At 71.0% G+C, this 25623-nt stretch carries 19 protein-coding genes and 1 riboswitch; of the genes, 3 read left to right on the plus strand and 16 right to left on the minus strand.

Annotation, left to right across the window (positions count from 1 at the left end; translation table 11 throughout):
- Positions 1–395: 395 nt before the first annotated feature.
- On the minus strand, positions 396–1373 hold the full coding sequence (gene holA / locus ACJ73U_RS39030; RefSeq protein WP_407782810.1) for a DNA polymerase III subunit delta: 978 nt from the start codon (positions 1371–1373) through the stop codon (positions 396–398).
- A 148-nt stretch (positions 1374–1521) separates the two neighbouring features.
- Positions 1522–1652: riboswitch (SAM riboswitch) on the plus strand.
- 11 nt (positions 1653–1663) lie between these two features.
- On the opposite strand from holA, the gene thrC reads away from it, so the two are divergent.
- Positions 1664–2923 (plus strand): threonine synthase, encoded by a 1260-nt coding sequence (thrC, locus tag ACJ73U_RS39035; RefSeq protein WP_407782811.1) that lies wholly within the window; start codon positions 1664–1666, stop codon positions 2921–2923.
- A 532-nt stretch (positions 2924–3455) separates the two neighbouring features.
- On the opposite strand, the gene ACJ73U_RS39040 is transcribed toward thrC, so the two are convergent.
- The 7 genes from ACJ73U_RS39040 to nadD form a co-directional block, all read right to left on the minus strand.
- Positions 3456–5768 (minus strand): DNA internalization-related competence protein ComEC/Rec2, encoded by a 2313-nt coding sequence (locus ACJ73U_RS39040; RefSeq protein WP_407782827.1) that lies wholly within the window; start codon positions 5766–5768, stop codon positions 3456–3458.
- 115 nt (positions 5769–5883) lie between these two features.
- Positions 5884–6600: a helix-hairpin-helix domain-containing protein gene (locus tag ACJ73U_RS39045; RefSeq protein ID WP_407782812.1), complete on the minus strand. Its 717-nt coding sequence runs from the start codon at positions 6598–6600 to the stop codon at positions 5884–5886.
- A gap of 267 nt (positions 6601–6867) precedes the next feature.
- Positions 6868–7725, minus strand: coding sequence for a DegV family protein (locus tag ACJ73U_RS39050; protein WP_407782813.1), 858 nt, complete (start codon positions 7723–7725; stop codon positions 6868–6870).
- A gap of 36 nt (positions 7726–7761) precedes the next feature.
- Positions 7762–8481 carry a diglucosylglycerate octanoyltransferase gene (gene octT / locus ACJ73U_RS39055; RefSeq protein ID WP_407782814.1) on the minus strand — a complete coding sequence of 240 codons (720 nt, stop codon included), beginning with the start codon at positions 8479–8481 and terminating at the stop codon, positions 7762–7764.
- 7 nt (positions 8482–8488) lie between these two features.
- Positions 8489–9103, minus strand: coding sequence for a histidine phosphatase family protein (locus tag ACJ73U_RS39060; RefSeq protein ID WP_407782815.1), 615 nt, complete (start codon positions 9101–9103; stop codon positions 8489–8491).
- A complete protein-coding gene (gene rsfS, locus ACJ73U_RS39065) occupies positions 9100–9492 on the minus strand; it encodes a ribosome silencing factor (protein ID WP_407782816.1) in 393 nt (130 codons plus the stop codon). The genes ACJ73U_RS39060 and rsfS overlap by 4 nt, the downstream gene beginning before the upstream one ends.
- A gap of 58 nt (positions 9493–9550) precedes the next feature.
- The gene (gene nadD / locus ACJ73U_RS39070) at positions 9551–10141 is read right to left on the minus strand and encodes a nicotinate-nucleotide adenylyltransferase (RefSeq protein WP_407782817.1); all 591 of its coding nucleotides are present in this window, start codon (positions 10139–10141) and stop codon (positions 9551–9553) included.
- 124 nt (positions 10142–10265) lie between these two features.
- On the opposite strand from nadD, the gene ACJ73U_RS39075 reads away from it, so the two are divergent.
- On the plus strand, positions 10266–12374 hold the full coding sequence (locus ACJ73U_RS39075) for a RecQ family ATP-dependent DNA helicase (RefSeq protein WP_407782818.1): 2109 nt from the start codon (positions 10266–10268) through the stop codon (positions 12372–12374).
- Positions 12375–12556: 182 nt separating this feature from the next.
- Here ACJ73U_RS39075 and ACJ73U_RS39080 read toward each other — a convergent pair whose 3' ends face one another.
- The 7 genes from ACJ73U_RS39080 to ACJ73U_RS39110 all read right to left on the minus strand — a co-directional run bounded on the left by ACJ73U_RS39080 (position 12557) and on the right by ACJ73U_RS39110 (position 22380).
- Positions 12557–14002, minus strand: a complete 1446-nt coding sequence (locus ACJ73U_RS39080; protein WP_407782819.1) for an FAD-dependent monooxygenase — start codon at positions 14000–14002, stop codon at positions 12557–12559.
- Positions 14003–14152: 150 nt separating this feature from the next.
- Positions 14153–15274: a glutamate 5-kinase gene (gene proB, locus ACJ73U_RS39085; RefSeq protein ID WP_407782820.1), complete on the minus strand. Its 1122-nt coding sequence runs from the start codon at positions 15272–15274 to the stop codon at positions 14153–14155.
- Positions 15271–16740, minus strand: a complete 1470-nt coding sequence (gene obgE / locus ACJ73U_RS39090) for a GTPase ObgE (RefSeq protein ID WP_407782821.1) — start codon at positions 16738–16740, stop codon at positions 15271–15273. The genes proB and obgE overlap by 4 nt, the downstream gene beginning before the upstream one ends.
- Positions 16741–16827: 87 nt before the next feature.
- Complete coding sequence (gene rpmA / locus ACJ73U_RS39095; protein WP_407782822.1) at positions 16828–17085, minus strand: 50S ribosomal protein L27; 258 nt, start codon at positions 17083–17085, stop codon at positions 16828–16830.
- 12 nt (positions 17086–17097) lie between these two features.
- Positions 17098–17409, minus strand: a complete 312-nt coding sequence (gene rplU, locus ACJ73U_RS39100) for a 50S ribosomal protein L21 (protein ID WP_407782823.1) — start codon at positions 17407–17409, stop codon at positions 17098–17100.
- Positions 17410–17565: 156 nt separating this feature from the next.
- Positions 17566–21417, minus strand: a complete 3852-nt coding sequence (locus ACJ73U_RS39105; protein ID WP_407782824.1) for an Rne/Rng family ribonuclease — start codon at positions 21415–21417, stop codon at positions 17566–17568.
- Positions 21418–21642: 225 nt separating this feature from the next.
- Positions 21643–22380, minus strand: a complete 738-nt coding sequence (locus ACJ73U_RS39110) for a TIGR03936 family radical SAM-associated protein (protein WP_407782828.1) — start codon at positions 22378–22380, stop codon at positions 21643–21645.
- A gap of 263 nt (positions 22381–22643) precedes the next feature.
- On the opposite strand from ACJ73U_RS39110, the gene ACJ73U_RS39115 reads away from it, so the two are divergent.
- Positions 22644–24068 (plus strand): S8 family peptidase, encoded by a 1425-nt coding sequence (locus ACJ73U_RS39115; RefSeq protein WP_407782825.1) that lies wholly within the window; start codon positions 22644–22646, stop codon positions 24066–24068.
- A gap of 46 nt (positions 24069–24114) precedes the next feature.
- On the opposite strand, the gene ACJ73U_RS39120 is transcribed toward ACJ73U_RS39115, so the two are convergent.
- On the minus strand, positions 24115–25623 hold a 1509-nt coding region (locus tag ACJ73U_RS39120), incomplete at its 5' end, for a TIGR03960 family B12-binding radical SAM protein (protein ID WP_407782826.1).

Below are 25623 nucleotides of genomic sequence, written 5' to 3' on the forward strand. Positions count from 1 at the left end.
AGATCGAGGCCTGAGCTTTCCAGTCGAGGGCGCGTCGGCACTGCCGACGCGCCCTCACTGCGTTCAAGCACAACCGCATCAAAACCGCCCCGACCGACCGCCGCTGCGCACACCCACCCACGCAGTTACAACCGAATCTCCCGCGCCACGCTGACCTGCGAACCACCCTGGCCTACACGCCACCCGATCTTCGCGTCACCGGCCCGCGCTTACCACCCGATCTCCGCGCCACCCGGCCTCCGCGCCACCCGATCTCCACATCACCCGGCCTCCGCGCCACCCGATCTCCACATCACCCGGCCTCCGCGCCACCCGATCTCCACATCACCCGATCTCCGCGCCACCGGCCCGGGCTCCGCGTGCCGGGCTCCGGGCTCCGGGCTCCGGGCTGAGCGTCACGCTCGGCGGCGGGCCTCCGCCAGGCGCAGTACCGCCCGTTCCAGGGCGTAGCCCGCGTCCACCGCGACGCCCTTGACGTCCGCGTTGACCTCGGCCACCACCTGCATGGCCGCCACCAGGCCCGCCGGGTGCCAGCCCCGCGACTGTGCCAGCGCCTTCCGCACCTTCCAGGCCGGCATACCCAGCTCACCCGACAGCCGGTACGGGTCCGCCCGGCCCGCGCCCGCCACCTTCGCCACCGTGCGGACCGCGTCCGCCAGCGCGTCGGCCACCAGCACGTGTGGCACCCCGAGCTGCATGGCCCAGCGCAGCGTCTCCAGCGCCCCGGTCACGTCCCCGGTGACCGCCTTCTCGGCGACCGCGAAGCCCGTCACGTCCGCACGGCCGCGGTGGTAGCGGCGAATGGCCTCCACCGTGACCTGGCCGTTCGTGTCCGCCACCAGTTGGGCCGCCGCGGCGGCCAGCTCCCGCAAGTCGGAGCCGACCGAGTCGATCAGCTCGCGGACCGCGTCCGCGTCGGACCGGCCGCCGGCCTGGCGGATCTCGTTGCGGACGAACGACTCGCGGTCCTGCGGCTTGGTGATCTTGGGGCACTCGACGACCTGCGCGCCCGCCGACTTCATCGCCGCGACGAGGTCCTTGCCCGGCTTCCGGCCCCCGCCGTTGTGCAGCACGACCAGCTGGACGCTGTCGGCCGGCGCCTTCACGTACGACATGATCACCGCGGCGATGTCCTTGCCCACCTCCTGCGCGCCCTCGAGCACGATGACCCGCCGCTCGGCGAACAGGGACGGGCTGACGAGCTCGGCCAGCTCCGGCCCGGTCAGCTCGGTGGCCCTCGCGCGGGTCATCTCAGCACTCGGATCGGCGAGTCGCGCCGTGTCGACCGCGGCCTGGACCGCGCGCTCTACCAGCAGCTCCTCCTCGCCGAGCACGAGCTGCAGTGCGGGCGGGGTCACGGCGGGCGCCTTCACCCCGCCATCCTCGCATCAGCGCCGCGGACTCCCGTGACGTGGGCCGGCGCACAGCCACGCCGCACTCGTACCGGTCTCGAATGATGGACCTCACATTGGCCGAGTCACCGGGGTGTGCCGTAACGTGTCCGCCAGGACAACTTCATACCGCTCATCCAGAGGGGCAGAGGGATCGGCCCGAAGAAGCCCCGGCAACCGGCGTCAGCCACACCATTCGCGACCGCGAGAACGGCGACGACCACGGTGCCAATTCCGACCCGCACGCGGGACAGATGAGGAGATACCTCTCGATGACGATTACCGCCGACGCCGGTACCACCACGCTCGACCTCGGGCCCGCACGCGCCCTGAGCTGCCGTGAGTGTGGCCACCAGATCCCGCTCTCACCCGAGTTCGCGTGTGCCGAGTGTTTCGGCCCGCTCGAGGTCTCCTACGAGTTCGGGGACGTCACCCGGGCAGAGATCGAGGCCGGTCCCAAGTCGATCTGGCGCTACCGCAAGCTGCTGCCCGTCCCGTCCGATGTGGACACCCACCCCAACACCGAGCCCGGCCTCACCCGGCTCGTGAAGGCCGACCGGCTTGCCGCCGCACTCGGCGTGAAGTCGTTGTGGGTCAAGGACGACACCGGCAACCCGACGCACTCGTTCAAGGACCGCGTGGTCGGCGTCGCGCTCGCCGCCGCCCGCCAGCTCGGTTTCCGGGTGCTCGCCTGCCCGTCCACGGGCAACCTGGCCAACGCCGTCGCCGCGGCCGCCGCACGCGCCGGCTGGCAGTCGGTCGTGCTGATCCCGTCGTCGCTGGAGCGCGCGAAGATCCTGACCACGGCCGTGTACGACGGCGCCCTCATCGCCGTCGACGGCAACTACGACGACGTGAACCGCCTCGCCACCGAACTCGCCGCAGAGCACGAGGACTGGGCGTTCGTGAACGTCAACGTCCGCCCGTACTACGCGGAGGGCTCGAAGACCCTCGGCTTCGAGGTCGCGGAGCAGCTGGGCTGGCGCCTGCCGGACCAGGTGGTCGTGCCCGTCGCCTCCGGCTCGCAACTGACCAAGGTGGACAAGGGCTTCCGCGAGTTCGTGAGCCTCGGCCTGGTGGAGGACAAGCCGTACCGGGTGTTCGGCGCGCAGGCGACGGGCTGCTCCCCGGTCGCGGCGGCGTACAAGGCAGGCCACGACGTCGTGACCCCGGTCAAGCCGGACACCATCGCCCGCTCCCTGGCAATCGGCGCCCCCGCCGACGGCCCCTACGTGCTGGACGTGGTCCGCCGCACCAACGGTGCGGTCGAGCACGTCTCCGACGAGGAGATCGTCGAGGGCATCCGCCTCCTGGCCAGGACGGAAGGCATCTTCGCCGAGACCGCCGGCGGCGTCACCGTCGCGACGGCGAAGAAGCTCATCGAGACCGGCCAGCTGGACCCGAACGCCGAAACAGTCCTCCTCATCACCGGCGACGGCCTCAAGACGCTGGACGCCGTGCAGGACAAGGTAGGCCCGCGTGCGACGGTTCCACCGTCGGCGGATGCCGTCCGCGCCGCACTAGCCGACTGAGCAACAGGCTTCCCCGCGTGGGGATCGGCTCGAACACACCTCGACCCGATCCCCACGCGCGCCACCCACGGCTCGGCGAAGGCGTCACCAGGCATCCCACGAAGCCGCTCCGGTCACCGCACACGGCCCTCAAGCCGCGGACAGCAACCGACGCTCGAGGCCCGGGCGCCACCGACGCCGAGCCGGAGTGGCGTCCCGCGCTCCACCGCGTAGAGAGCCCGCGAGAACGACTGCTCTCCTGCGGCGATCAGCCACCGCGCCGCACCATCGGCCACGCGCCTCAGCCACCGTGGCCGATCACGCGTCCCAAGCGCGTTCCCGTGTCACACCACCTCCTCGTCACGCTCCACGTCTCACTCTCCATCACGCTCCGCGCCTTCCATCAGGCTCCACGCCCACATCGCGGTCATACGTCACCCAACCGGTCACGCGTCGCCTCACGCCTCACGCCTCACCATCACGGTCACGGTCACACATCACCGTCACACGTCACACGTCACCGACGGTCACGCGTCACCGTCGCGGTCACGTGTCACGGCGGCGACCTCGACGGTCCGCGGGTCACTGCCCGTGGCCCCGTCGCCGACGGCACGATCGCGGTGTCGCCCGCGGTGTCGGTCCGCAGCACCAGCACGCCCATCCGGGCAAGCGCTCGTAGCGTGAACGAACTGGGATGTCCATACGGATTCCCCGCCCCGACACTCACCACGGCGATCCGCGGCCGGACGGCGGCGAACAGCTCCGGCGACGTGTACCGGGAGCCGTGATGCGGCACCTTGATCACGTCGGCGGACAGGTCCACCCGCTCGTCCAGCAGCCGCGCCTGGGCGGCCAACTCCACGTCCCCGCTGAGCAACACCCGGCCGGCCGGCGTTACCGCACGCAGCACCAGCGATGCATTGTTGATCTCCGTGCCATCCGATTCAGCCGCTGGCATCACCTCCTCGTTGTCCGGCGCCAGCACGTCGATCTCCAGTCCCGGCCATGCCAGCCGCTGCCCAGCGGTCAGCTGGACCACCGGCACCTGGGCGTCCTGCGCCTCGGCCCGCACCTCCTTCCACGCCCAGCGCGGCACCCGCGCCCGGCTCACTCCGACGGCGCCGACCGCATGGTCGGCCAGCACCGCGTCCAGCCCGCCGATGTGGTCGGCGTGCAGGTGGGTCAGCACCACCAACGGCACCCGCGACACGTCCAACCGGTCGAGACACGCCGCGAGCGGCGCTACCTCCGACCCCGTGTCGACGACGACCGCACGGCCGGCCTCGCCCGTCGCCAGGACGATCGCGTCGCCCTGCCCCACGTCGCAGGCCACCATGGCCCAGCCGGCCGGCGGCCACCCCGGCGCGATCACCCGCACCGGAACCACCACGACCAGGAACCCGGCGAGCACCAGCCCGGCGAGCACCCGCAGCCGCCGGTTGCGCAACGCCAACACCAGCAGCGCCAAGCACCCAGCGAGCAGGAACCCACCCAGCCAGCCACCGGGCCACGCGATCACCGCGCCCGGCACGTCGGCACCACGCCGGGCAACGAAGATCAGCCAGTCCGCCTCTGGGCCGGCCAGCCGAACCAGCAGCTCGGCGAGCCAGGGAACCGCCGGCGAGACGACCGCCGCCAGCACCCCGAGGACGGTCGCCGGCGCGACCACGGGCGCCGCCAGCAGGTTCGCGACGATCGCCACCACGCTCACCTGCCCGGCGAACCCGGCCACGACCGGCGCGGTGACCAGGTGCGCCGCGGCCGGCACCGCGAGTGCCTCGGCGAGCCCACGTGGCACACCTCGATCGACGAGCCGTTCCGCCCAGCGGGGCGCGATCAGCACGAGCCCGCCGGTCGCGAGCACCGACAACGCGAACCCGATGCTCACCGCCATCGCGGGGTCCCACAGCACCAGCACGATCACCGCGACGCTGAGCGCCGGTAACGCCGCCCGCTGACGTCCGATCGCCAGCGCGAGCAGCCCCACCGCACCCATCACGGCGGCCCGCAGCACGCTTGGCTCCGGCCCGGCCAGCACGACGAACCCGACCAGCGAGGCCATCGCCCCGGCCGCCGCCGTCCGTGGCCCACAGCGCAGGACACGCAGCAGCAAGAGCACCGCCACACAGATCACCGCGAGGTTCGTGCCGCTCACCGCGAGCAGGTGGGCCAGCCCGGCCGTCCGGAACTCCTCGGCAACCTGTGGCGGCAGGCCATCGGTGTCGCCGACGACCAACGCGGACACCAGACCAGCTGACTCGGGGTCGAGCACGCCGGCGGCGTCCCGCAGACCTGACCGCAGGTTCTGCGCGACCCGCTGCCACACGGCCGCCTCACCCACCGCATCCGGCGGTCCGCGGACTCTCAACACCGCGACGGTGAGTTGTCCGGGTTCGGCGGGCGCCATGACGGCGGTCGCCGTGACCTGCTGTCCCGGTAGCAATGGTCGCCAACGGTCGGGCGGTCCGACCAGGATGACCGCCCCGGTCGAGCGCACTAAGCGGCCGCCTACGAGGGCCGTCACCACCCGCGCCGGCAGCACGACGGCGCGCACCCCGCTCTGCTGCCCGCCGAACCCGGCGGAGAACACCGGCTTCGCTCGTTCGGTGATCTCGACGCGGAACGTTCCCGCGGCACCCGCGTTGGCGAGCGGTCGAAGCGGATCATCGGCGGCGGCCCGCAACCGCAGCGTGCCCACGACACCGATCGACACACTGCACACGAGCAGCGACCAGGCAATCCCGAGCCACCACCACCTGGCAAGGGCAGGCCGTCCTCGTGATCGGGCCAGCATCGCGAGGCCCATGAGGGTTCCGGCCAGTCCCCCGAAGGCGGCCCACCACCAGCCCAGCAGCAGACCGGCCATCGTCGAGAGCCACACGACGAGCGCTGCCGGGACCAACCGAGCATCCGCCCGGCCGCCGGTGTCCACGCCGAGCCAACTGGTCACGGCGTCGCCTCCGCCGCGGTCAACTGCCCTGTCATCGGGCCACCACCAGGTCCTTCAGCCGCGCGAACCGGCTGGGGCCGATCCCGTCGACCTCCCGCAGTTGCGCCACGCTGTCGAACCGGCCGTGCGCGGTGCGCCAGTTCACGATCCGCTGCGCTGTCACCGGTCCGACGCCGGGCAGTGTGTCCAGCGCGGCGAGCGTCGCGGAGTTCAGGTCGACCTTGTCCGCGACGCCTGGTGGCCCCGCAGCTGCCGGGACCGGGTCGGCGCCCGGCGGCGTGGGCATGCCCACGTAGATCTGCTCGCCGTCAGCCAGGCGGCGAGCCAGGTTGAGCGCACTGAGATCCACATCCGGCACCGGTCCACCCGCCGCTCTCAACGCGTCGGCGACCCGTGCGCCCTCCGGCAGCGTCACCAACCCGGGACTCGCGACCCGGCCGACCACACTCACCACGATGGACGCCTGGGGAGTCGAGGACGCCGCGGACGCCGCCACGGGCAACACGGGCGGTGCCTCGTGCTCGACGCCGCGAGACGACATCGCCACCCAGAGCGCCACCACCACGGCCAGCACGAGAGCACCCGCCAACGCGATGGCCAGCCTGCGGTGGCCACCGGCGGAGATCTCCGGCAGCCACTCGGACACGAGCCTGCCGACCCGTCCTCGCCGCCACCACGGGTCTCGTGGCGGTGGGTCCGGGGGATCCGTGGAGACATCCACCCATTGCTGGTCGAGGGGCAGTCCCACGTCCTCTTCTCGCGGTTCGGGTGTGGCCTGGCCGATCAGGCGGGCAAGACGGTCTCGTGACCCAGCTGTTCGGTCCTGTCGGCGGTCTTGTCGTGTGCGGTCGCGCCGTGCGGTTGTTTCGATCACGGGTTCGACCTTATGCCGGCGAGGGCGTGGGGAACGGCGATCGGGCGCTGACTGTGGACAACTTGTGGGGCTGTGGACAACTAGCAGAAAAGTGCAGGTAGAGGCCCCAGAACTGTCGGTGTGGTGTGCGAAGCTGGCGGGTTAGCCGTCCGTTGGACAGATGACGACGGCGAGCATGCCGGGTCCGGTGTGCGCCCCGATCGCGCCGCCCAGTTCGGACACAACGCAGCCCGACGACGGCGAGATCCGTTCGTCCAGCCTGGTCGCGAGCTCGACCGCCCGCTCATGCGCGGCGAGGTGGTGCACGGCGAGTTCCACGGCCTCCGCGCCAGTGTCGACCGCGGCCGCCTCCGCCAGGTCCACGAGGCGCGTCACCGCTCTGGTGGTGGTGCGGACCTTCTCCAACGGCACGATGTGGCCGTCCTTCACGTGCAGCACCGGCTTGACCGCGAGCGCGGTGCCGAGGAACGCCGCCGCGGGCCCGATCCGGCCGCCTCGCCGCAGGTACTCGAGGGTCTCGACCACGAAGAACGTCCTGGTCCGCGCGGCCGCCTCGGCCGCGACCGCCTCCACCGCGGCTACGGTCGCCCCGCTTCCCGCTGCCGCCGCCGCTCGCAGCACTGCGAACCCCAGCCCCATGACGGCCGTGCGTGAGTCCACCACCCGCACCACGTCGGCACCGATCTCCCGCGCCGCGAGGCACGCCGACTCCCAGGTTCCGGACAGCTCGCGAGACAGGTGCACCGACACGATCCCGTCCGCGCCCTCGTCCAGCAGCTTCCGGTAGAGCTGGGCGAACTCCTCCGGGTTGGGCCGCGACGTCGTCACCGCCCGCCGCCCGCTCAGCGCGGCCGCGACCTCGGCCGGACCGATGTCCACACCGTCCAGTCCGGAACAGTCGTCGATCAGCACGTGGAGCGGCACGACGTGCACCGCGTGCCGGCTGGCGAAGCCATCCGGCAGGTAAGCGCTGGAATCGGTGACGACGGCGACCGGCACGGACGGGAGCCTACGTGGTCAGTTGCGGAATGACCGTCACCGCGGCTGGCGCAACAGCGCGCCGGCCTGGTCGGCGAGTGCCTCGCCCACCAGTTCGTGTGCCTCCCAGCCCCAGTGCATGCCGTCCGGGTTGCCGCGACCGGCCCGCACGTGGTCGCCCACGAGCGCGGCCAGGTCCAGCAGCGGCACGCCTGCCCGCTCACCCCAGGCACGGATGGCGGCGGTCCCGGTCGACCGACCCGTGTGGACGTAGCCGTAGGAGCTGGCCCGGTGCGGCGGCGGCAGCACCCCGACGGCGGGCAGCTCAGGTCGCAGCACCCTGATCGAGGAGAGGATGCGGTCCAGGTAGCGGACCGTGAGAGTGGGCGGCAATGCGACCGGACGGCCGTTCGTCGCCTTGGCGAGCCATGGCTGGGCGGTCAGGTAGCGGTCCCGCACCCATCGCCGCAGCGGTTCCGGCCGCAGGTAGCGAAGCCCTTCCCGCAGGTAGGTGGGTAGCGGTGACGGCAGCGTGTCCATGCTGCCGACGGCCAGCACGAGCACGTCGGCCCTGGGTAGCTGCGTCCACACTCTGGGGTCACCCGACAGCGCCCAGAACGCGTCACGCGCGGTCCAGCCGGACCGCGCGAACAACTCGGCCCGGCCGCCGAGCGCGGCGGCGGCACGGTTGGGCCAGAGCCGCTCGTCGTCGGCCGGTCGCGGGCCGTCCGGCCCCTGGAAGCTCAGCGAGTCCCCGAACACCAGCAGGGTGGTCATGTGCTGGTCAGCCGGTGATCCCCGCGTTGTACGCGATCAGCCGCCAGGCCAGGCCGCTCGAGACGCGCCGCGCAAGCACCACCCAGTGGCAGTTCCCGATGCCCCCCAGCTTCGACCACGCGGTGACCGGCAACTCCAGCAGGTGCCCGGTCAACGCCGTGATCAGGCCACCGTGCGCACACAGGATCGCGGTGTCCTCAGTGGATTCGTCGAGCTCGGCGACGACCTCGGACGCACGCGCCGCGACCTCCACCCGCGCCTCTCCACCGGGCGGTGTCCAGGACGGGTCCGTCTGCCACATCTGGCGCGCGCCCGGCCACTGCTCATCGACCTGGGGGCCCGTCATGCCCTGCCACAGGCCGAGGTGGGTCTCCCGCAACCGCTTGTCGAACCGCAGGGGCACGCGGGCGGCCTCGGTGAAGATCGTCGCCGTGTCCGTGGCCCGCTTCAGGTCCGACGCGACGACGAGGTCCGGGGAGAACCTGGCGAGAGCCGGCACCGCGAACCTGGCCTGGTTTCGCCCCACGTCGGTGAGCAGGGAGTCGAGTTGCCCCTGCATCCGGCTGGCGGCGTTGTAGTCGGTCTCGCCGTGTCGCCACAGGACGAGCCGACGGAGTGTCATGTCGTCCCGCCGTTGGTATCGGCGACCCCCGCGTCGGGGTCGAAGTCGATGCGCGGGCAGTCCTTCCACAGCCGCTCGAGGCCGTAGAAGGCACGCTCCTCTGCGTGCTGGACGTGCACGACCACGTCGACGAAGTCGAGCAGGACCCATCGGCCCTCGCGCGCGCCCTCCCGGCGCACCGGCTTGGTGCCGGCGTCACGCATCTTCTCCTCGACGTTGTCCACGATGGCGCCGACCTGCCGCTCGTTCGGTGCGGAGGCGATCACGAAGCAGTCCGTGATGACGAGCTGGTCCGAGACGTCGAGCACGATCACGTCGCTGGCCTTCTTGTCGGCTGCCGCATTAGCTGCGACCAGCGCCAACTCACGTGCGTCGTGCGTTGCGGCCACGTTACTCCTCGATCGTGCGTACTCGTATTGTTCAACCCTGGGAGAATACCCGTTCGGGTCACGCCTGCCGGTACAGATCACGCTTGGATATGTACTGGACCACACCATCCGGAACCAGGTACCAGACCGGCAGGCCGGACGCGACCCGCTCCCGGCACGCTGTCGAGGATATCGCCATCGCGGGCACGTCGATGAGGCTCACCGACCCGTTGGGCAGGTGCGCGTCGTCCAGCCGGTAGCCGGGCCTGGTCACGCCGACGAAGTGGGCCAGCGAGAACAGCTCCCCGACCTGCCGCCAGGACAGGATCTGCTCCAGCGCGTCGGCGCCGGTGATGAAGAACAGGTCCGCGTTCGGGTAGGTCTCGTGCAGGTCGTGCAGGGTGTCGACGGTGTAGGTGGTGCCGCCGCGCTCGATGTCCACCCTGCTGACGGAGAAGCGCGGGTTGGACGCGGTCGCGATCACGGTCATGAGGTAGCGGTCCTCCGCGGCGCTGACCTTGCGATCGGTCTTCTGCCAGGGCTGACCGGTCGGCACGAAGATCACCTCGTCGAGGTGGAACCGCGCCTGGACCTCGCTGGCGGCGACCAGATGTCCGTGGTGCACGGGATCGAACGTGCCGCCCATGATCCCGATCCGACGACCTGTCATAGCTGGTCAGCGTACGTGTAATGGGTTCCTGTCGCGTGTGTGGCCCACCACTTTCCCGAGCGAAAGTCCCTTTCGCTCGGCCTTCTGCTGGCCCGTTCGCCCGCCATGGGCCATCGTGGACCACGTGGACGAGCAAGCACTTCGCAACTCAGCAGAAACCCGCCTACGCGACCTGGCAGGCGAGGGCGCCGCACTACGGGAAGACCAGTGGACCGCCATCAGGGCGTTGGTCGTCGAACGCAGGCGCGCTCTTGTCGTGCAGCGCACGGGATGGGGCAAGTCAGCCGTGTACTTCCTCGCCACCGCACTGTTACGAGAGCTGGGCAACGGGCCGACGGTGATCGTCTCGCCGCTGCTCGCGTTGATGCGCAACCAGATCGAGGCGGCGGCACGAGCCGGCGTCCAGGCGGCGACCATCAACTCCGCGAACCTGGACCAGTGGCACGAGGTCGAGCAGGACGTCCTCGCCGGGCGCACCGACGTGTTGCTGGTCAGCCCGGAACGGCTCAACAACCCGGACTTCCGCGAGTCGGTCCTGCCCGAGCTGACCGCGTCGGCCGGCATGCTCGTGGTCGACGAGGCGCACTGCATCTCCGACTGGGGCCACGACTTCCGGCCGGACTACCGCAGGCTGCGCACCTTGCTGGCCGAGCTGCCGGACGGCGTGCCGGTGCTGGCCACCACGGCGACGGCCAACGACCGCGTGGTGCGGGATGTCGCGGACCAGCTCGACCTCGGGCGGCAGGACACCCTCGTGCTGCGCGGCGAGTTGGACCGGGAGAGCCTGCACCTGGGTGTGCTGGACCTGCCGAGCCCACAGGCCAGACTCGCCTGGCTCGCGGAGCATCTCGGTGAGCTGCCGGGCTCGGGCATCATCTACACGCTCACAGTGGCCTCGGCGTACGAGACGGCGTCCTTCCTGCGGGACAACGGGTTCGAGGTCGCGGCGTACTCCGGCCGGACCGAACCGGCCGAGCGCGAGCAGATCGAGCAGGACCTGCTGGCCAACCGGATCAAGGCCGTCGTGGCGACCTCGGCGCTGGGGATGGGTTTCGACAAGCCCGATCTGGGCTTCGTGATCCACCTCGGCTCACCCGCCTCGCCGATCGCGTACTACCAGCAGATCGGCCGTGCGGGTCGCGGCGTGGAGCGGGCGGAGGTGTTGCTGCTGCCGGGAACCGAGGACAAGGCCATCTGGAAGTACTTCGCGTCGCTGGCTTTTCCGTCGGAGCCCCTCGTGCGTCAGGTGGTCGACACGTTGGCCGGCGCCGGACGGCCACTGTCCACAGTGGCTCTCGAACCACGGTGCAACCTGTCGAGGTCGCGGCTCGAGATGGTGCTCAAGGTCCTGGACGTCGATGGCGCGGTGCAGCGTGTGAAGGGCGGCTGGGTCGCCACCGGCTCGGAGTGGCGCTACGACGGCGAGCGGTACCGGGGCATCGCCGAGGCGAGGCAGGCCGAGCAGCAGACCATGCTGGAGTACCAGTCGACCAGTGACTGCCGGATGGAATTCCTGTTGCGGCAGTTGGACGCCCCACACGCGGCGCCGTGTGGCCGTTGTGACAACTGTGCGGGACCGAGGTGGAGCGCCGAGGTGTCGTTGGACCGGGTGAGTCTGGCTGGCGAGCGGTTACGCCGCCCCGGCGTCGAGGTGGAGCCACGCCGTCAGTGGCCGAGCGGTATGGCGGGGCTCGACGTGCCGCTTTCCGGTCGAATCGGCGCCGACGTGGTCGCCGCGACTGGTAGGGCAGTGGGCCGTCTCACCGACGTTGGGTGGGGCAACCGTTTGCGCGAGTTGTTCTCGCCGACCGCGGCGGGGTCGGACGGACCGGTGCCCGACGACTTGTTCAACGCGTGTGTGCAGGTGTTGGCGTCGTGGGACTGGGCGGAGCGCCCGGTGGGTGTGGTGACGATCGGCTCACGTAGCCGGCCGAAGCTGATCGCCAGTCTGGGTGAACGTCTCGCCTCGGTCGGCAGGCTGACGTTTCTCGGTGAGATCGGGTCCGAGCCGTCGGGTGAGCTGCGTGCCAACAGTGCGTTACGCCTGGCTCAGGTGTGGCAGAAGCTGACCGTCGACGCTCATCTCGCGGAGCGGCTGTACGAGGTGAACGGTCCGGTTCTGCTGGTCGACGACCGCATCGACACGGGCTGGACGATGACCGTGGCCGCCAAACTCCTGCGCGACACCGGGGTGCCCGCGGTCCTGCCGTTCGCTCTGGCTACCACAACCTGACCACGTGAACCGCGAGGCCAGCCATGTAGAAGAAAGGAGATTTCCGTGAACCGCCTCTGATTCACGACTTGAGCGCTGCCTTCAGGGGTACGGCATCCCTCGCTCTGCCGGAGTCCACGCGTGCTTCGGCGGAGCGCAGAGGATGCTGGCGTAGGCGAACCAGGTCAGGAGTGGTGGCGGTGTCAGTCACTGGCCAGGTCGGCGAACGCCTTGCGCTTGAGTGGAGGCACGGCTGCGAAGACCCGTAGTGCGGCCTTGAACATCGAGCGGCCCAGCCAGTTGTTCGAGATGGTTTGCCTGGCTGTGCGGAGTGACAGGCGCACGGCGTCGAAACCGTAGGCGACCATCTGGGTTTCGTAGTCGTGGATCGCGTCGAGCAGGTCACGTTGGCCGCGTGCGGCGGCGATCAGGTTGCGGGCCAGCAGTTGTGCGTCCCTCAACGCGGTGTTCGCGCCGATGCCGCGGAACGGGGTCATGCTGTGGATCGCGTCGCCGACAACGGTGATGTTCGTTGTCGGCCACTGTTTGACTGGAATGGAGGTGCGGATCGGTAGCAGGGTCACGGTTTCCTCGGGTGTGTCCGCGACCATGCGGCGCAGGTGAGGATGCCAGCCGGCGATCTGGCTGCTGGCCAGGTCGCGCAGGCCGGCGCCGTCCAATGCGGACAGCGCGGTGTCGTCGCAGGGGTACTTGCGGCTGTTCGCGGCGTAGGCCCACATCAGGTAGCTGGAGGTGTTGTCGAAATGGAGGTCGTTGATGGGTGAGTTGTGAAGGTCAGCGCTGTGGGCGGCGGTGGACAGCAGGCTGTCGCTGAGGTCGTGTGGGGCCATGAACATCCCGCAACCCGACGGGGGCAGCACGTTGTTCGGGCCCGTTCGCATTCGCGGCGGTAGCCAGGACTTCGTCTCGTCGGTGAGGGGGAGCTTGCCCGCGATCGCTCGGATGCCGGTGTCGACGCGCTGTGCGTTGGGCAGGTACTGGTGGCGTACCCGCGAGTTGGCGCCGTCGGCGGCGACGAGTACGTCGGCGGTGGCGGTGGTGCCGTCGGTGAAGTAGCAGGTGACAGTGCCGTCGGTCGCGCGCTCGTAGCGCTCGAACTCCTTGTTCGGGTGCAGCACGTCCTCCAGGCCCGCGGACAGGACCTCGTGCAGGGTGATCCTGCTGACGGAGTGGTGCGATCGGGCCGGGTCGCGATCCTGGTCGCCGGTGCGATGCTGTTCGGCCGTGCGTTCCTGATCGCCGGTGCGTTCCTGATCGGCCGTGCGTTCCTGGTCGGCCGTGCGTTCCCGGTCGGCCGTGCGATGCTGGTCGGCGGTGCGATGCTGGTCGGCGGTGCGGTCGTCCTCGATGAGGAGCAACTCCTTCAGTTGCTCGTCGACGAAGCTGAACGCGCCTCCCGGGTGGCCGCACGTTTCCACGAACGTGTGCCACTGGTGCGGCGGCAGGCAGTCGTGTAGAGCACGGGATCCCTTGGGGTTGATGTGCACGCGATAGCCCTGCAACCGGTCTGTGTGCACGCCGCTGCGTTCGTAGACGGTCACCGGTACGCCGGCCTTGTGCAGGGCCTGCGCCAAGCACAGGCCACCGGTACCACCGCCGATGATCGCCACGCGGAACTGACTGGCCATGTCGATCCCTCCGTCGCGCCGATGGTGACAGAGCGGTAGCCATCTTTCTGGTTGACTAAGTCAAGGCTTGAGTTGGCTGGAGGAGCGAGTCGGGGTAGGTCGTGCTTGGGCTGTTCCCCGGCATGTGGATCGGCTCGCGCCAACCTGTTGCTAGCGGCGTAGCGGGACCAGATCGTCGGCGTGGACTACCTCGCGGCGGTGTTCTGGGGCCAGGTCGTGGCTTGAGCGGCCGATCAGGGTGGGGAGTTCGGTGGCGTCGAACGCCACCACTCCCCTGGCCACCACGGTGTCGCTCAGGTCGGTCAGTTCGACCACGTCGCCGGCTTCGAAGTCGCCTGCTACCGCCGTAATGCCGGCTGCCAGCAACGACCTTCGGCGGTCTACCACCGCCCGGACCGCGCCGTCGTCCAGTTTCAGTCTGCCTCGTGGGTTCGCGGCGTACGCCAGCCAGAAGCGCCTTGGGGTCAGGCGGCGGCCGCCCGTTGCGAAGGCGGTGCCCACGTCGGCCGGGCCCAGCGCTCTCGCGGCCTCGTATGCCGCGGCGAGCAGTACCGGGACGCCTGCCGCCGAGGCCAGGCGCGCCGAGGCCAGTTTGGTCGCCATGCCGCCGGTGCCCAGGTCCGAGCCCGACTCGTCGGCCTGCACGTGGGCCACGTCCTTGTGGTCGGCTACCTCCGCGATGCGTTTCGCGTCCGTGCGGCGGGGGTCTCCGTCGTAGAGGGCGTCCACGTCGGACAGGAGGACCAGGGCTTCGGCACCTACGAGGTAGGCGACCAGCGCGGCCAGGCGGTCGTTGTCGCCGAAGCGGATCTCTTCCGTGGCGACCGTGTCGTTCTCGTTGACCACCGGGACGACGCCCAGGGCGAGTAGGCGGGACAGGGTGCGTTGCGCGTTGCGGTAGTGGGAGCGGCGGACCACGTCGTCGGAGGTGAGGAGGACCTGGCCTACCCGTAGGCCGTAGCGGGCGAACGACGACACGTACGCGTGCCCCAGGACCAGTTGGCCCACGCTCGCCGAGGCCTGCTGCGTCGCCAGGTCCTTGGGGCGCCGGCCCAGGCCCAGGGGCGCCAGGCCGGACGCGATGGCGCCCGACGACACCAGCACCACCTGGCTGCCGGCGGTTCGGCGGGCGGCCAGCGCGTCGACCAGTGCGTCGAGGCGTACGGGGTCCAGGCCGCCCTCCGCGGTCGTGAGCGACGACGAGCCGATCTTCACCACGATCCGCTTGGCGGCCGCGACCTGTGACCTCGTCGCCGACAGCACGGTGGTCACTGTTGTTCTTCGGCTTCCTGCTCGTCAGGGGACGGGTCGTCCGAGGACGGGGTGCGGCGGGCGATCTTCGCGGCCTTGCGTTCGGCCGCGCCCACCCTCGTGTTGCGTTCCATTCGTGGGTCGCTGCCGCGTTGGTGCATGACCATCTCGATGCCCGCGGGGGTGGACGGCTCCCAGTCGAACGTCACGCCGCCGATGGTGACCGGGCAGCCGGGCTTGGCGCCGCGCTCGGCCAGCACCTGCTCGACACCGAGGCGGGCCAGGCGGTCGCCCAGGTAACCGACGGCCTCGTCGTTGTCGAACGCGGTCTGCCGGACCCACCGCTCGGGGCGCTCGCCCCGGATGATGAAGCCGCCTTCCTCTTCCGGGTCATCGAGCACCGTGAAGCCCGCGTCGTCGACGGCCGTCGGGTGCAGGACTATGCGGCTTGCCTCCAGGGTCGGCCGGGTCGCGCGGTCCTCCTCGACGATCTTGGCCAGGGCGTAGGACAGCTCGCGCAGGCCCTCGTGGCTGGCGGTCGAGACGGCGAAGACCGGCAGGCCACGCTTCTCGAGGTCCGGGCGGACCATCTCCGCCAGCTCGCGCGCGTCCGGCACGTCGATCTTGTTGAGGACGACCAGGCGCGGCCTCTCGGCGAGGCTGCCGCCGAGCGCGGGGGTGTACTGGGCCAGTTCCCGCTCCAGGGCGTCCAGGTCGGACATCGGGTCCCGGCCCGGCTCGAAGGTCGCGCAGTCGATGACGTGCACGAGCACCGAGCAGCGCTCGATGTGCCGCAGGAAGTCGAGGCCCAGGCCCTTGCCCTGGCTCGCGCCGGGGATGAGGCCCGGCACGTCGGCGACCGTGAAGGTGCTGCCGCCGGCGTTCACCACGCCCAGGTTCGGCACGAGCGTCGTGAACGGGTACTCGGCGATCTTCGGGCGGGCCGAGGACAGCACCGAGATGAGGGACGACTTGCCCGCGGACGGGAAGCCGACCAGGCCCACGTCGGCGACGGACCGCAGTTCGAGGATGAGGTCGACTTCCTCGCCGGGCTCGCCGAGGAGGGCGAAGCCGGGTGCCTTGCGGGCCTTCGAGGCGAGTGCGGCGTTGCCGAGGCCACCACGGCCACCGCGGGCGGCGACGAAGCGGGTGCCGTTGCCGGTGAGGTCGGCGAGCATCTCGCCGTGCTCGGTGAGCACGACCGTGCCGTCGGGCACCTTCAGCTCGAGGGACTCGCCGGCGGCGCCGTCGCGGTTGCTGCCCTGGCCCTGCTTGCCGTTGGAGGCGTGGGCGTGCGGGCGGAAGTGGAAGTCGAGCAGGGTGTGCACGCCGGAGTCGACGACCAGGACGATGTCGCCGCCGTTGCCGCCGTTGCCGCCGTCCGGGCCGCCGAGCGGCTTGAACTTCTCGCGGTGCACCGAGGCGCAGCCATTGCCACCGTTACCGGCAGCCGCGTGGATGACCACACGATCAACGAATCGGGACACCGCTGGAACCTTCCTGAAACGCAAATGAGGGACGGGCCGCTTGATCGCCGGCCCGCCCCTCGTGGGGTCTTGCTACGGTCTCGGGCTTCAGCCCTCGACCGGGACGATGCTCACGGTCTTGCGACCGCGCTTCTCGCCGAACTGGACCGCACCCGCGGCCAGGGCGAACAGCGTGTCGTCATGGCCGCGGCCGACGTTGACGCCGGGGTGGAACTTGGTGCCGCGCTGGCGGACCAGGATCTCGCCGGCGTTGACCTTCTGGCCACCGAACCGCTTGACGCCGAGGTACTGGGCGTTGGAGTCGCGTCCGTTGCGGGAGCTGGACGCACCCTTCTTGTGTGCCATTTCTGTCAGCTCCTACTTGGTCTCGATGCCGGTGACCTCGACGCGGGTCAGCTTCTGCCGGTGACCCTGCCGCTTGTGGTAGCCGGTCTTGTTCTTGAACTTGTGGATTCGGATCTTCGGGCCCTTGGTCTGGGTGACGACCTTGCCGGTCACCGAGACCCTGGCCAGCGCCTCGGCGTCGGTCGTGACGTCCTCGCCGTCGACGACGAGCAGCGCGGGGAAGGTGAACTCGGCGCCCGGCTCACCGTCGAGCTTCTCGACCTCGACGATGTCGCCAACGGCGACCTTGTACTGCTTGCCGCCGGTCTTGACGATCGCGTACATCGGACGCAACTCTCCTGCTACTCGACTGCTTCGGAAAACGCTGGGGCGACGCGGCGACCGGGTGAGATGACACCGGGCTCGCGCACGAGTCGGCCCACCGCTGCGGCGGGCCGACCTACAGGATACGTGGCTGCCGGAGGGGTGACCAACCGGGGGTCAGCCATCGTGCCTCGCCGACACCGGAGGACCCGCCGGACGGGAGGCCGCGCGCCGGGGCTGACGCCGCGGCGGCGTCACCGGAGCGGGTACCGACGGCGCCGGTGCGGACACAGACGGCGTGTCGCCCTGCGACTCTCCATGCCCACCCTGGTCGCCAGTGGACGGTTCCTGAGCCGTGGTGGAGCGATCGGCGCTGCCGTTGGTGTGCTCGTACCGACGTTCACCCGATCGGGTGAACTCCGGCGCGGTCAACTCGTCCGCCCCGGCCGGGGTGACCTGATCGGAGGTCGCTCCAGCCGGCGGTTCGCCAGCCGCGGGCGTCTCGGCAGCGGAGGAGGCGGCAGCGGAGGAGACGGAGCCGGCGGACGCACCAGTGTTCGCCGCGCCGCCGTGTGCGACACGCGAGTCAGCGGCGTGCGAGTCAGCAGTGGCCGCGGCGGAGCCGGCCGGCAGACCGGCGGCACCCGAGACCTCGCTTGCGGCGAGTGCGTCATCGGCGGCGGCAGCAGCAGCGGCCGGCACCTCGGCAGCGCCAGGCACCTCGGCACCAGGCGCTTCACCAGCGGCGGCCGGTGTTCGCGTACCGCTCGCGCGCCTGCCGGCGGTGGTGGCTGTTTCGAAGGTGGTGCCGGAGCCGGCTGGCGAACCAGCGGCACCCACGCCCTCGGCGCTGGCGTGTGACTCGATGGCCGAGCCAGTCGGCAAACCGGCGGCACCCGAGGCCTCACCAGCGGCAAGCGCATCGTCCGCGGCGGCGGCAGCGCCCGCTGGCACGCCACCGGTGCCGGCACCCGCGCCGGTGGCACCGGAACCGGCAACGCCGGCACGGGCGCCGGCGGCGCCGGCGGCGCCCGTGGCCTCGCCAGCGGCTAGCGCGTCGTCAGCGGTGGTGGCCGTGGTCTGGGGTACCTCGGCGGCCGGTGAGTCGGGAGTCTCGGCTCCGCGGTTGCGGCCGTTTCGGGACTCGCCCCGGTGGGAGCGGTCTCGGCTGCGGTGGCGGGAGGAGGTGCGCTGGGGTTCTTCGGCCTGGGTCGGCGCCGGCTCCTGGCGGCTCGACTCGTGGCGGCTCGACTCGTGGTGCGCCGACTCCTGGCGGGCTGGCTCCTGGCGGGCTGGCTCCTGGTGGGCTGGCTCCTGGTGGGCTGGCTCCTCGTGGGAGGCGCCTTCCGCCGGGGTGTCGGTGGGCTTCTGGTTGGGCTCCACGACCTTGGTGGTGGCCTTGGCTATGCCGCGGACGGCGTCCTTGGCCGCCTGGGCCGCGACGTCCTTGGCGACGTCCTTGTTGGGAGCCTTGTCCTTCTGCTCCTTGTTGTCCTTGTTGTCCTCCGCACGGCCCCGGGAGCGGCGGGTGTTGACGCGGGGCGGCTCCGTGTGGCCGTTGGTGCCGTTCGGCTTGCTCATCGGCTCGATGGTCACCAGGACGCCTCGGCCCTTGCAGTGTTCGCACGTGGTGCCGAAGGCCTCCAGCAGGCCGGTGCCGACGCGCTTGCGGGTCATCTGCACCAGGCCCAGGGATGTGACCTCTGCCACCTGATGGCGGGTGCGGTCCCTGCCGAGACACTCGGTCAGGCGCCGCAGGACCAGGTCGCGGTTCGACTCCAGCACCATGTCGATGAAGTCGATGACGATGATGCCGCCGATGTCGCGCAGGCGCAGCTGCCGCACGATCTCCTCGGCCGACTCCAGGTTGTTCCTGGTGACCGTCTCCTCGAGGTTGCCGCCCGAGCCGGTGAACTTGCCGGTGTTGACGTCGATGACCGTCATCGCCTCGGTGCGGTCGATCACCAGGTAGCCGCCGGACGGGAGCCAGACCTTGCGGTCCAGGGCCTTCAGCAGCTGCTCGTCGATGCGGTACTCGGCGAAGACGTCCGTGTTGGCGACGTGCTTGCGGACGCGGTCCGCCAGCTCGGGAGCCACGTGGCGGACGTAGGCCTCCACCGTCTCCCACGCCGTGTCGCCCTGGACGACCAGGGCCGAGAAGTCCTCGGTGAACAGGTCGCGGACGACCTTCACCAGCAGGTCCGGCTCCTCGTAGACCAGGGACGGCGCGCCGACCTTGCGGGCGCCGTTCGTGCCCTCGGTCTTGTCCTTGATGACCTGCCACTGCGCCTGCAGGCGCCGGACGTCGCGCGCCAGCTCCTCCTCGCTGATGCCCTCGGACGCGGTGCGGATGATCACGCCCGCGTCCTCCGGGACCACGCGCTTGAGCACGTCCTTCAGGCGCCTGCGCTCGTTCTCCGGCAGCTTGCGGGAGATGCCCGTGGCACCGCCGCCCGGCACGTACACCAGGAAGCGGCCCGGCAGGCTGATCTGCGTGGTCAGGCGGGCACCCTTGTGCCCGACCGGGTCCTTGGTGACCTGCACCAGCACGCTGTCACCAGTCGACAGCGCCTGCTCGATCTTGCGGGCCTTGCCCTCCAGCCCGGCGGCGTCCCAGTCCACCTCGCCGGCGTACAGGACGGCGTTGCGGCCGCGGCCGATGTCGACGAACGCGGCCTCCATCGACGGCAGCACGTTCTGCACGCGGCCCAGGTACACGTTGCCGACCAGCGAGCCCGTGCCGGACGACGTGACGAAGTGCTCCACGAGCACGCCGTCCTCCAGCACGCCCATCTGGATGCGGTCGCCGCGCTCGCGCACGACCATCGCCCGGTCGACCGCCTCGCGGCGGGCCAGGAACTCGGCCTCGGACAGGATCGGCGCCCGCCGCCGGCCGGCCTCGCGACCGTCCCGGCGGCGCTGGCGCTTGGCCTCCAGCCGGGTCGAGCCACGCACGCTGCGCACCTCGTCGCGGCCGTCGGACTCGGGCTTCTCCTTTTCCTCACGCGCCTCGCGGACGTGCACGACGGTGTTCGGCGGGTCGTCCTCGGTCGCGTTGGGAGTGCCGTCCTCGGCGTCGCCCCCGCGGCGACGGCGCCTGCGGCGACGACGGCGCGACGCGGCGTCGTCGCCGTCGGCCGGTTCCTGCTCCTCGGTCTCCTCGGGCTCGGCCTCGGCCTTGACCCGCCTGGCGGGCTTGTCCGGCCTATCCGGCTTGTCCGACTTGTCCGGTCCGTCCGACTTCTCAGCCTTGTCAGGCTTGTCGGGCTTCTCCTGCTCCTCGGCCTCGTCGCCCGCGAAATCGTCCTGACCGCCCTTGCCGCGGCCACGGCCACGACGGCCCCGACGGCGGCGTGGCCTGCCCTCGTCGGTCTCCTCGGCGAAGGACTCCTCGGCCTCGGTCTCCTCCACCTCGTCCTCGACGATCTCCGGCTCGGGAGCCGGGCGCGGCGGGCGGGGCGGGGTCGCGGTGGGCTCCGGCGGGAGGAACAGCGGGGACGCGGACGCGAACACCGGCGTCGGCGGGATCACCCGTGAGGAGGACTCGGCGGGCGCGGTGAAGCCGGGCGAGCCGGTGGCGGGTGCCTGGCGCGCGGTCTGCGGAGTGGTATGCGGCGGGGTCTGGCGGAAGCCGGGAGCCTGCACGCCGGACTGCCGCGCACCGCCGGACTGCGGCGCGGAAGCCCCTCGATCCGCGGCCTGGCCGTGGGTGGACGAAGCCCCGGCCTGTCCCGCGCTGGCGGAGGCGGACGCGGTCTCGGCCGCCTCCACCTCGGACCCGGGGTCGGGCGCGGTCACGCCCAGCGTCTCGGCCACGCGGAGTGCCAGCTCGCGGTCGATGCTCGACTGCACGCTGCGGCCGTCCGCGCCGAGCTCGGTGATGGCGGCGAGCACCTCGCGGCTGCTGCGGTTGAGCAGCTTGGCCAGCGCGTGTACCCGGATGCGGGGCGGCAGCTCCGAGAGCGCCGCGGCGATGGGTGTGGTGGGGTCCCCGCCGGCGTTACCGGCAGGGGTCGACATATCCGACATGTAGCTCCTTCACCCCCGGGCGCGACTGTAGAACCGGCGCTCATGCACCGGCACCCTCAGACGCGGCCACACAGGGGCCTCGTTGTCCAGCTCCACCGTGCTCCTTCGGTGAAGCGTGCTGCCTGTCTCCGTCGCCGTGGCGACGGGAATCCTCGCCTCTACGCCGTGGGCACCGGGCGGGAGCCCGGCGACCGCGGCAGGTCAGTCATGACGTCGCGCCGGGCGTCACCCGGACGTCGAGACCCGCGCGGCCCAGTCCGGGGCCAGCGGGTCGGACAAACTTCCGCCGTCGTCGAGCCGTCCCTGGGCCATCCGGGTCGCCTTCGCGGGCACCGGCGGTTCCAGAGCGGCGACGACGCGGAGCGCGCTCAGCACGTCGTCTGGTCGCACGGCAGGTGTCAACTGCCGGACAACCACCACGAGTATCCCACACGGGTCGGCGGGTGGTGTGGAAGGAGACGCTGTGGGGTCATCCTCGACACAACCGGTGATGATCGCGGCCCGTGCGTCGATCGTGCGCATGCCGTGTTTGGTCAGTCGCTCGACCTCGACCACCTCGGCGGCCATGACCTGGGCGAACGCCGCGCGGAGCACGTCCGGCGCCACGCCGGGCAGCTCGATGCGCCACCTGCTCGCCTCCATGCGGTCCGCGAGCGTTCCCCCGTCGGCCACCACCGCTTCCAGCAGGTCGAGGCCGGGTGGCATGGCCATGTCCAGCATCTGGACCAGTGCGTCCGGGTCCAGTTCCTCGACGACCTGGATCTCCACGTACTCGGCCTCACTCGCCACCCCTGTGGGTGATGCGCCGATCCAGGAGATCTTCGGGTGCGGGTTGAAGCCCTGGGAGTACGCCATCGGCACCTTCGCCCGGCGCAGGGCACGCTCGAACGCGCGGGCCACGTCCCGATGTGAGGTGAACCGCAGCGGGCCTCGCTTGGCGTACCGAAGCCGCAGCTTCTGCACGGCGGCGGCGGAGGGGTTCGGGCGGTCGTCGCTGGTCAGCGTTACTCCTTCTGGTGGTATCGGGCTGGTCCGGTGGTGTTCAACCGCCAATGCTGGCACGGTACCCCCAGGTCCAATTCGGGCGGTGAGCTTGTCTGGGCAGCGGCAGTCTGACTACCGTCCGGACATTGGAGTGCCGGTGGAGGAGAGCCGGCCGCCCCAACAACTGGAGGTCACCCGTGCCTCTGCTGCGCCGTATACCGGCGGCAGCGGTAAGTGCCGCGGTGCTCGCGACATCCCTGGTGACGACCGGTGCCACCGCGAGTGCCGTTGCTGTCGAGCCACCGCTCGACGCCTGCGCGGCGTCGAGCAACACAGAACTGCGCTACCTCGTCCTGTTCGCGCCCGGCACGAGCGAGCCGGGTGCCACGTCGGAGATCACGGCGGCGTGCGGATCGCCGGTCGTGTACTACCCGGAGATCGCGGTCGGGGTGGCCACGTCGACCGACGCCGGGTTCGCGGAGCGGCTGGGCCCGGACCGGGCGTTCAGCGCCGAGCGGGTGCTGCAGGACTCCGGCAGGAGCGGGGAGGCCACGGTCACCACCGACCCGGAGACCGTCGACAGCGAGAACCGGACGGCCGAGCAGTGGGACATGACCATGATCGGCGCGGACCGCGCACGGCTGGTCACGACCGGTAGCAGGGACGTGCTGGTCGGCGTCCTCGACTCGGGGATCGATCCCCACCACCCGGACCTGGCGGCCGCACTGGACCCGGCGGCGTCGGCGGGCTGCCTGTCCGGCAAGGCCGACCCGTCGCCGCAGGCGTGGGCGCCCACCGCGTCGCCCCACGGGACGCACGTCGCGGGCACGATCGCGGCGGCAGACGACGGGCGCGGCATCACCGGCGTGGCGCCCGGGGTGCGTATCGCCTCGGTGAAGGTCGTCGACGACAGCGGGTACATCCTCCCCGAGTACGCGGTGTGCGGGCTGATGTGGGCGACCGCCAACGGGATGAAGGTGACCAACAACAGCTACTTCGTCGACCCGTGGCTGATGACGTGCGACCGGGAGAGCGAGCACGTCGTGTACGAGTCGATGCGGCGGGCGGTGGACTACGCGACCTCGCACGGCGTGCTGACCGTCGCGGCCGCCACCAACGAGGGCGCGGACCTGGCCGACCCGAACGGGCGGACGGTGCGGGACCCGGGCGGGGCGAAGCGGCGGACGCTGGACTCGACCTGCAAGGTGCTGCCGGCCGGCCTGCGCGGGGTGGTGGCGGTGTCGGCCGTGGGGCGCAACGAGCTGAAGACCAGCTACAGCTCCTACGGCCTCGGCGTCATCGACGTGGCGGCGCCGGGCGGGGAGACCAAGCCCAAGGCGTACGACCCGTCGGGCGGCAAGCAGGCCGACGACGGGTGCGTGCTGTCGACGGTGCCGGGCGGGTACGAGAGCATGTGCGGGACCTCGATGGCCACGCCGCACGTGACCGGGGTGGCCGCGCTGCTCGCGTCCGAGCACCCGGAGGCGACGCCGCAGACGCTCTCGAAGATGTTGACCGAGCAGGCGGAGCCGCTGCCGTGCCCGGCGGACTACGACCTGGACGGGACCGGCGCGCAGGACGCCTACTGCACGGGGTACCAGCCGTACAACAGCTTCTACGGCCACGGCCTGGTGGACGCCGCGGCCGCGGTCGGACTGACGCGCTGACGGACGCCTCCCCCGCGCTGACCGTGAGGGAGGCGTCTTCCAGCGCTTACACCGGGGTCAGGGGAAGGAGCTTCCTGCCGGTGGGGCCGATCTCGATGTCCGTGCCCATGGCCGGGCAGACGCCGCAGTCGAAGCACGGGGTCCAGCGGCAGTCGTCCAGCTCCTGTTCGGACAGGGCGTCCTGCCAGTCGTCCCACAGCCACTGCTTGTCCAGGCCCGAGTCGAGGTGGTCCCACGGGAGGACCTCGTCCTCGGCGCGTTCCCGCGTGGTGAACCAGGCCAGGCTCACGCCCAAGGGCTCCAGCTCCGCCGCCGCGGCCGCGGTCCAGCGGTCGTAGGAGAAGTGCTCGCTCCAGCCGTCGAAGCGGCCGCCCTCGCGCCACACGCGCTCGATGACCCGGCCCACGCGGCGGTCACCCCGGGACAGCAGGCCCTCGATCAGGCTCGGCTTGCCGTCGTGGTAGCGCATGCCGATGTTGCGGCCCAGGCTCCGGTCGGAGTTCACCGCGTCGCGCAGCTTCCGCAGCCGGCTGTCCACCGTGTCCGGGTCGCACTGGGCGGCCCACTGGAACGGCGTGTGCGGCTTGGGGACGAACCCGCCGATGGAGATGGTGCAGCGGATGTCCTTGCGGCCGCTGGCCTTGCGGCCCGCCCGGATGACCTCCTGGGCCATCGCCGCGATCTGCAGGACGTCGTCGTCGGTCTCGGTCGGCAGGCCGCACATGAAGTACAGCTTCACCTGGCGCCAGCCGTTGGCGTACGCGGCGCTGACCGTCCGGATCAGGTCCTCTTCGGACACCGTCTTGTTGATCACGCGCCGAATGCGCTCGCTGCCGCCCTCCGGCGCGAACGTCAGACCCGAGCGGCGACCGTTGCGGGACAGCTCGTTGGCCAGGTCGATGTTGAACGCGTCGACACGGGTGGACGGCAGCGACAGGCCGGTGTTCGTGCCCTCGTACCGGTCCGCGAGGCCCTTGGTGATCTCGGCGATCTCCGAGTGGTCCGCGCTGGACAGCGACAGCAGGCCGACCTCCTCGAAGCCGGACTTCCGGATGCCGTTCTCGACCATGTCGCCGATGGTCTGGATCGACCGCTCGCGCACCGGACGGGTGATCATCCCGGCCTGGCAGAAACGGCAGCCGCGGGTGCAGCCGCGGAAGATCTCGACCGACATCCGCTCGTGCACCGACTCGGCCATCGGGACGAGCGGGGTCTTCGGGTAGGGCCACTCGTCGAGGTTCATGACCGTGTGCTTGGAGACCCGCTCCGGCACGCCGGCCCGGTTCGGCCGCACGGCCTCGATCCGCCCGTCGGGCCGGTAGCTGACGTCGTAGAACCGCGGCACGTACACGCCGCCGGACGCGGCGAGGCGGAGCAGCAGTCCGTCCCGGCCGCCGGGACGTCCCTCGGCCTTCCAGTCGCGGACCACGTCGGTGATCGCACCGACCGCCTGCTCGCCGTCGCCCAGGACGGCGGCGTCGACGAAGTCGGCGATCGGCTCCGGGTTGAACGCCGCGTGGCCGCCGGCGAGCACGACCGGGTCGTCCTCGCCGCG

The sequence above is a fragment of the Actinophytocola sp. genome (assembly GCF_045807065.1).
Taxonomy (GTDB): domain Bacteria; phylum Actinomycetota; class Actinomycetes; order Mycobacteriales; family Pseudonocardiaceae; genus Actinophytocola.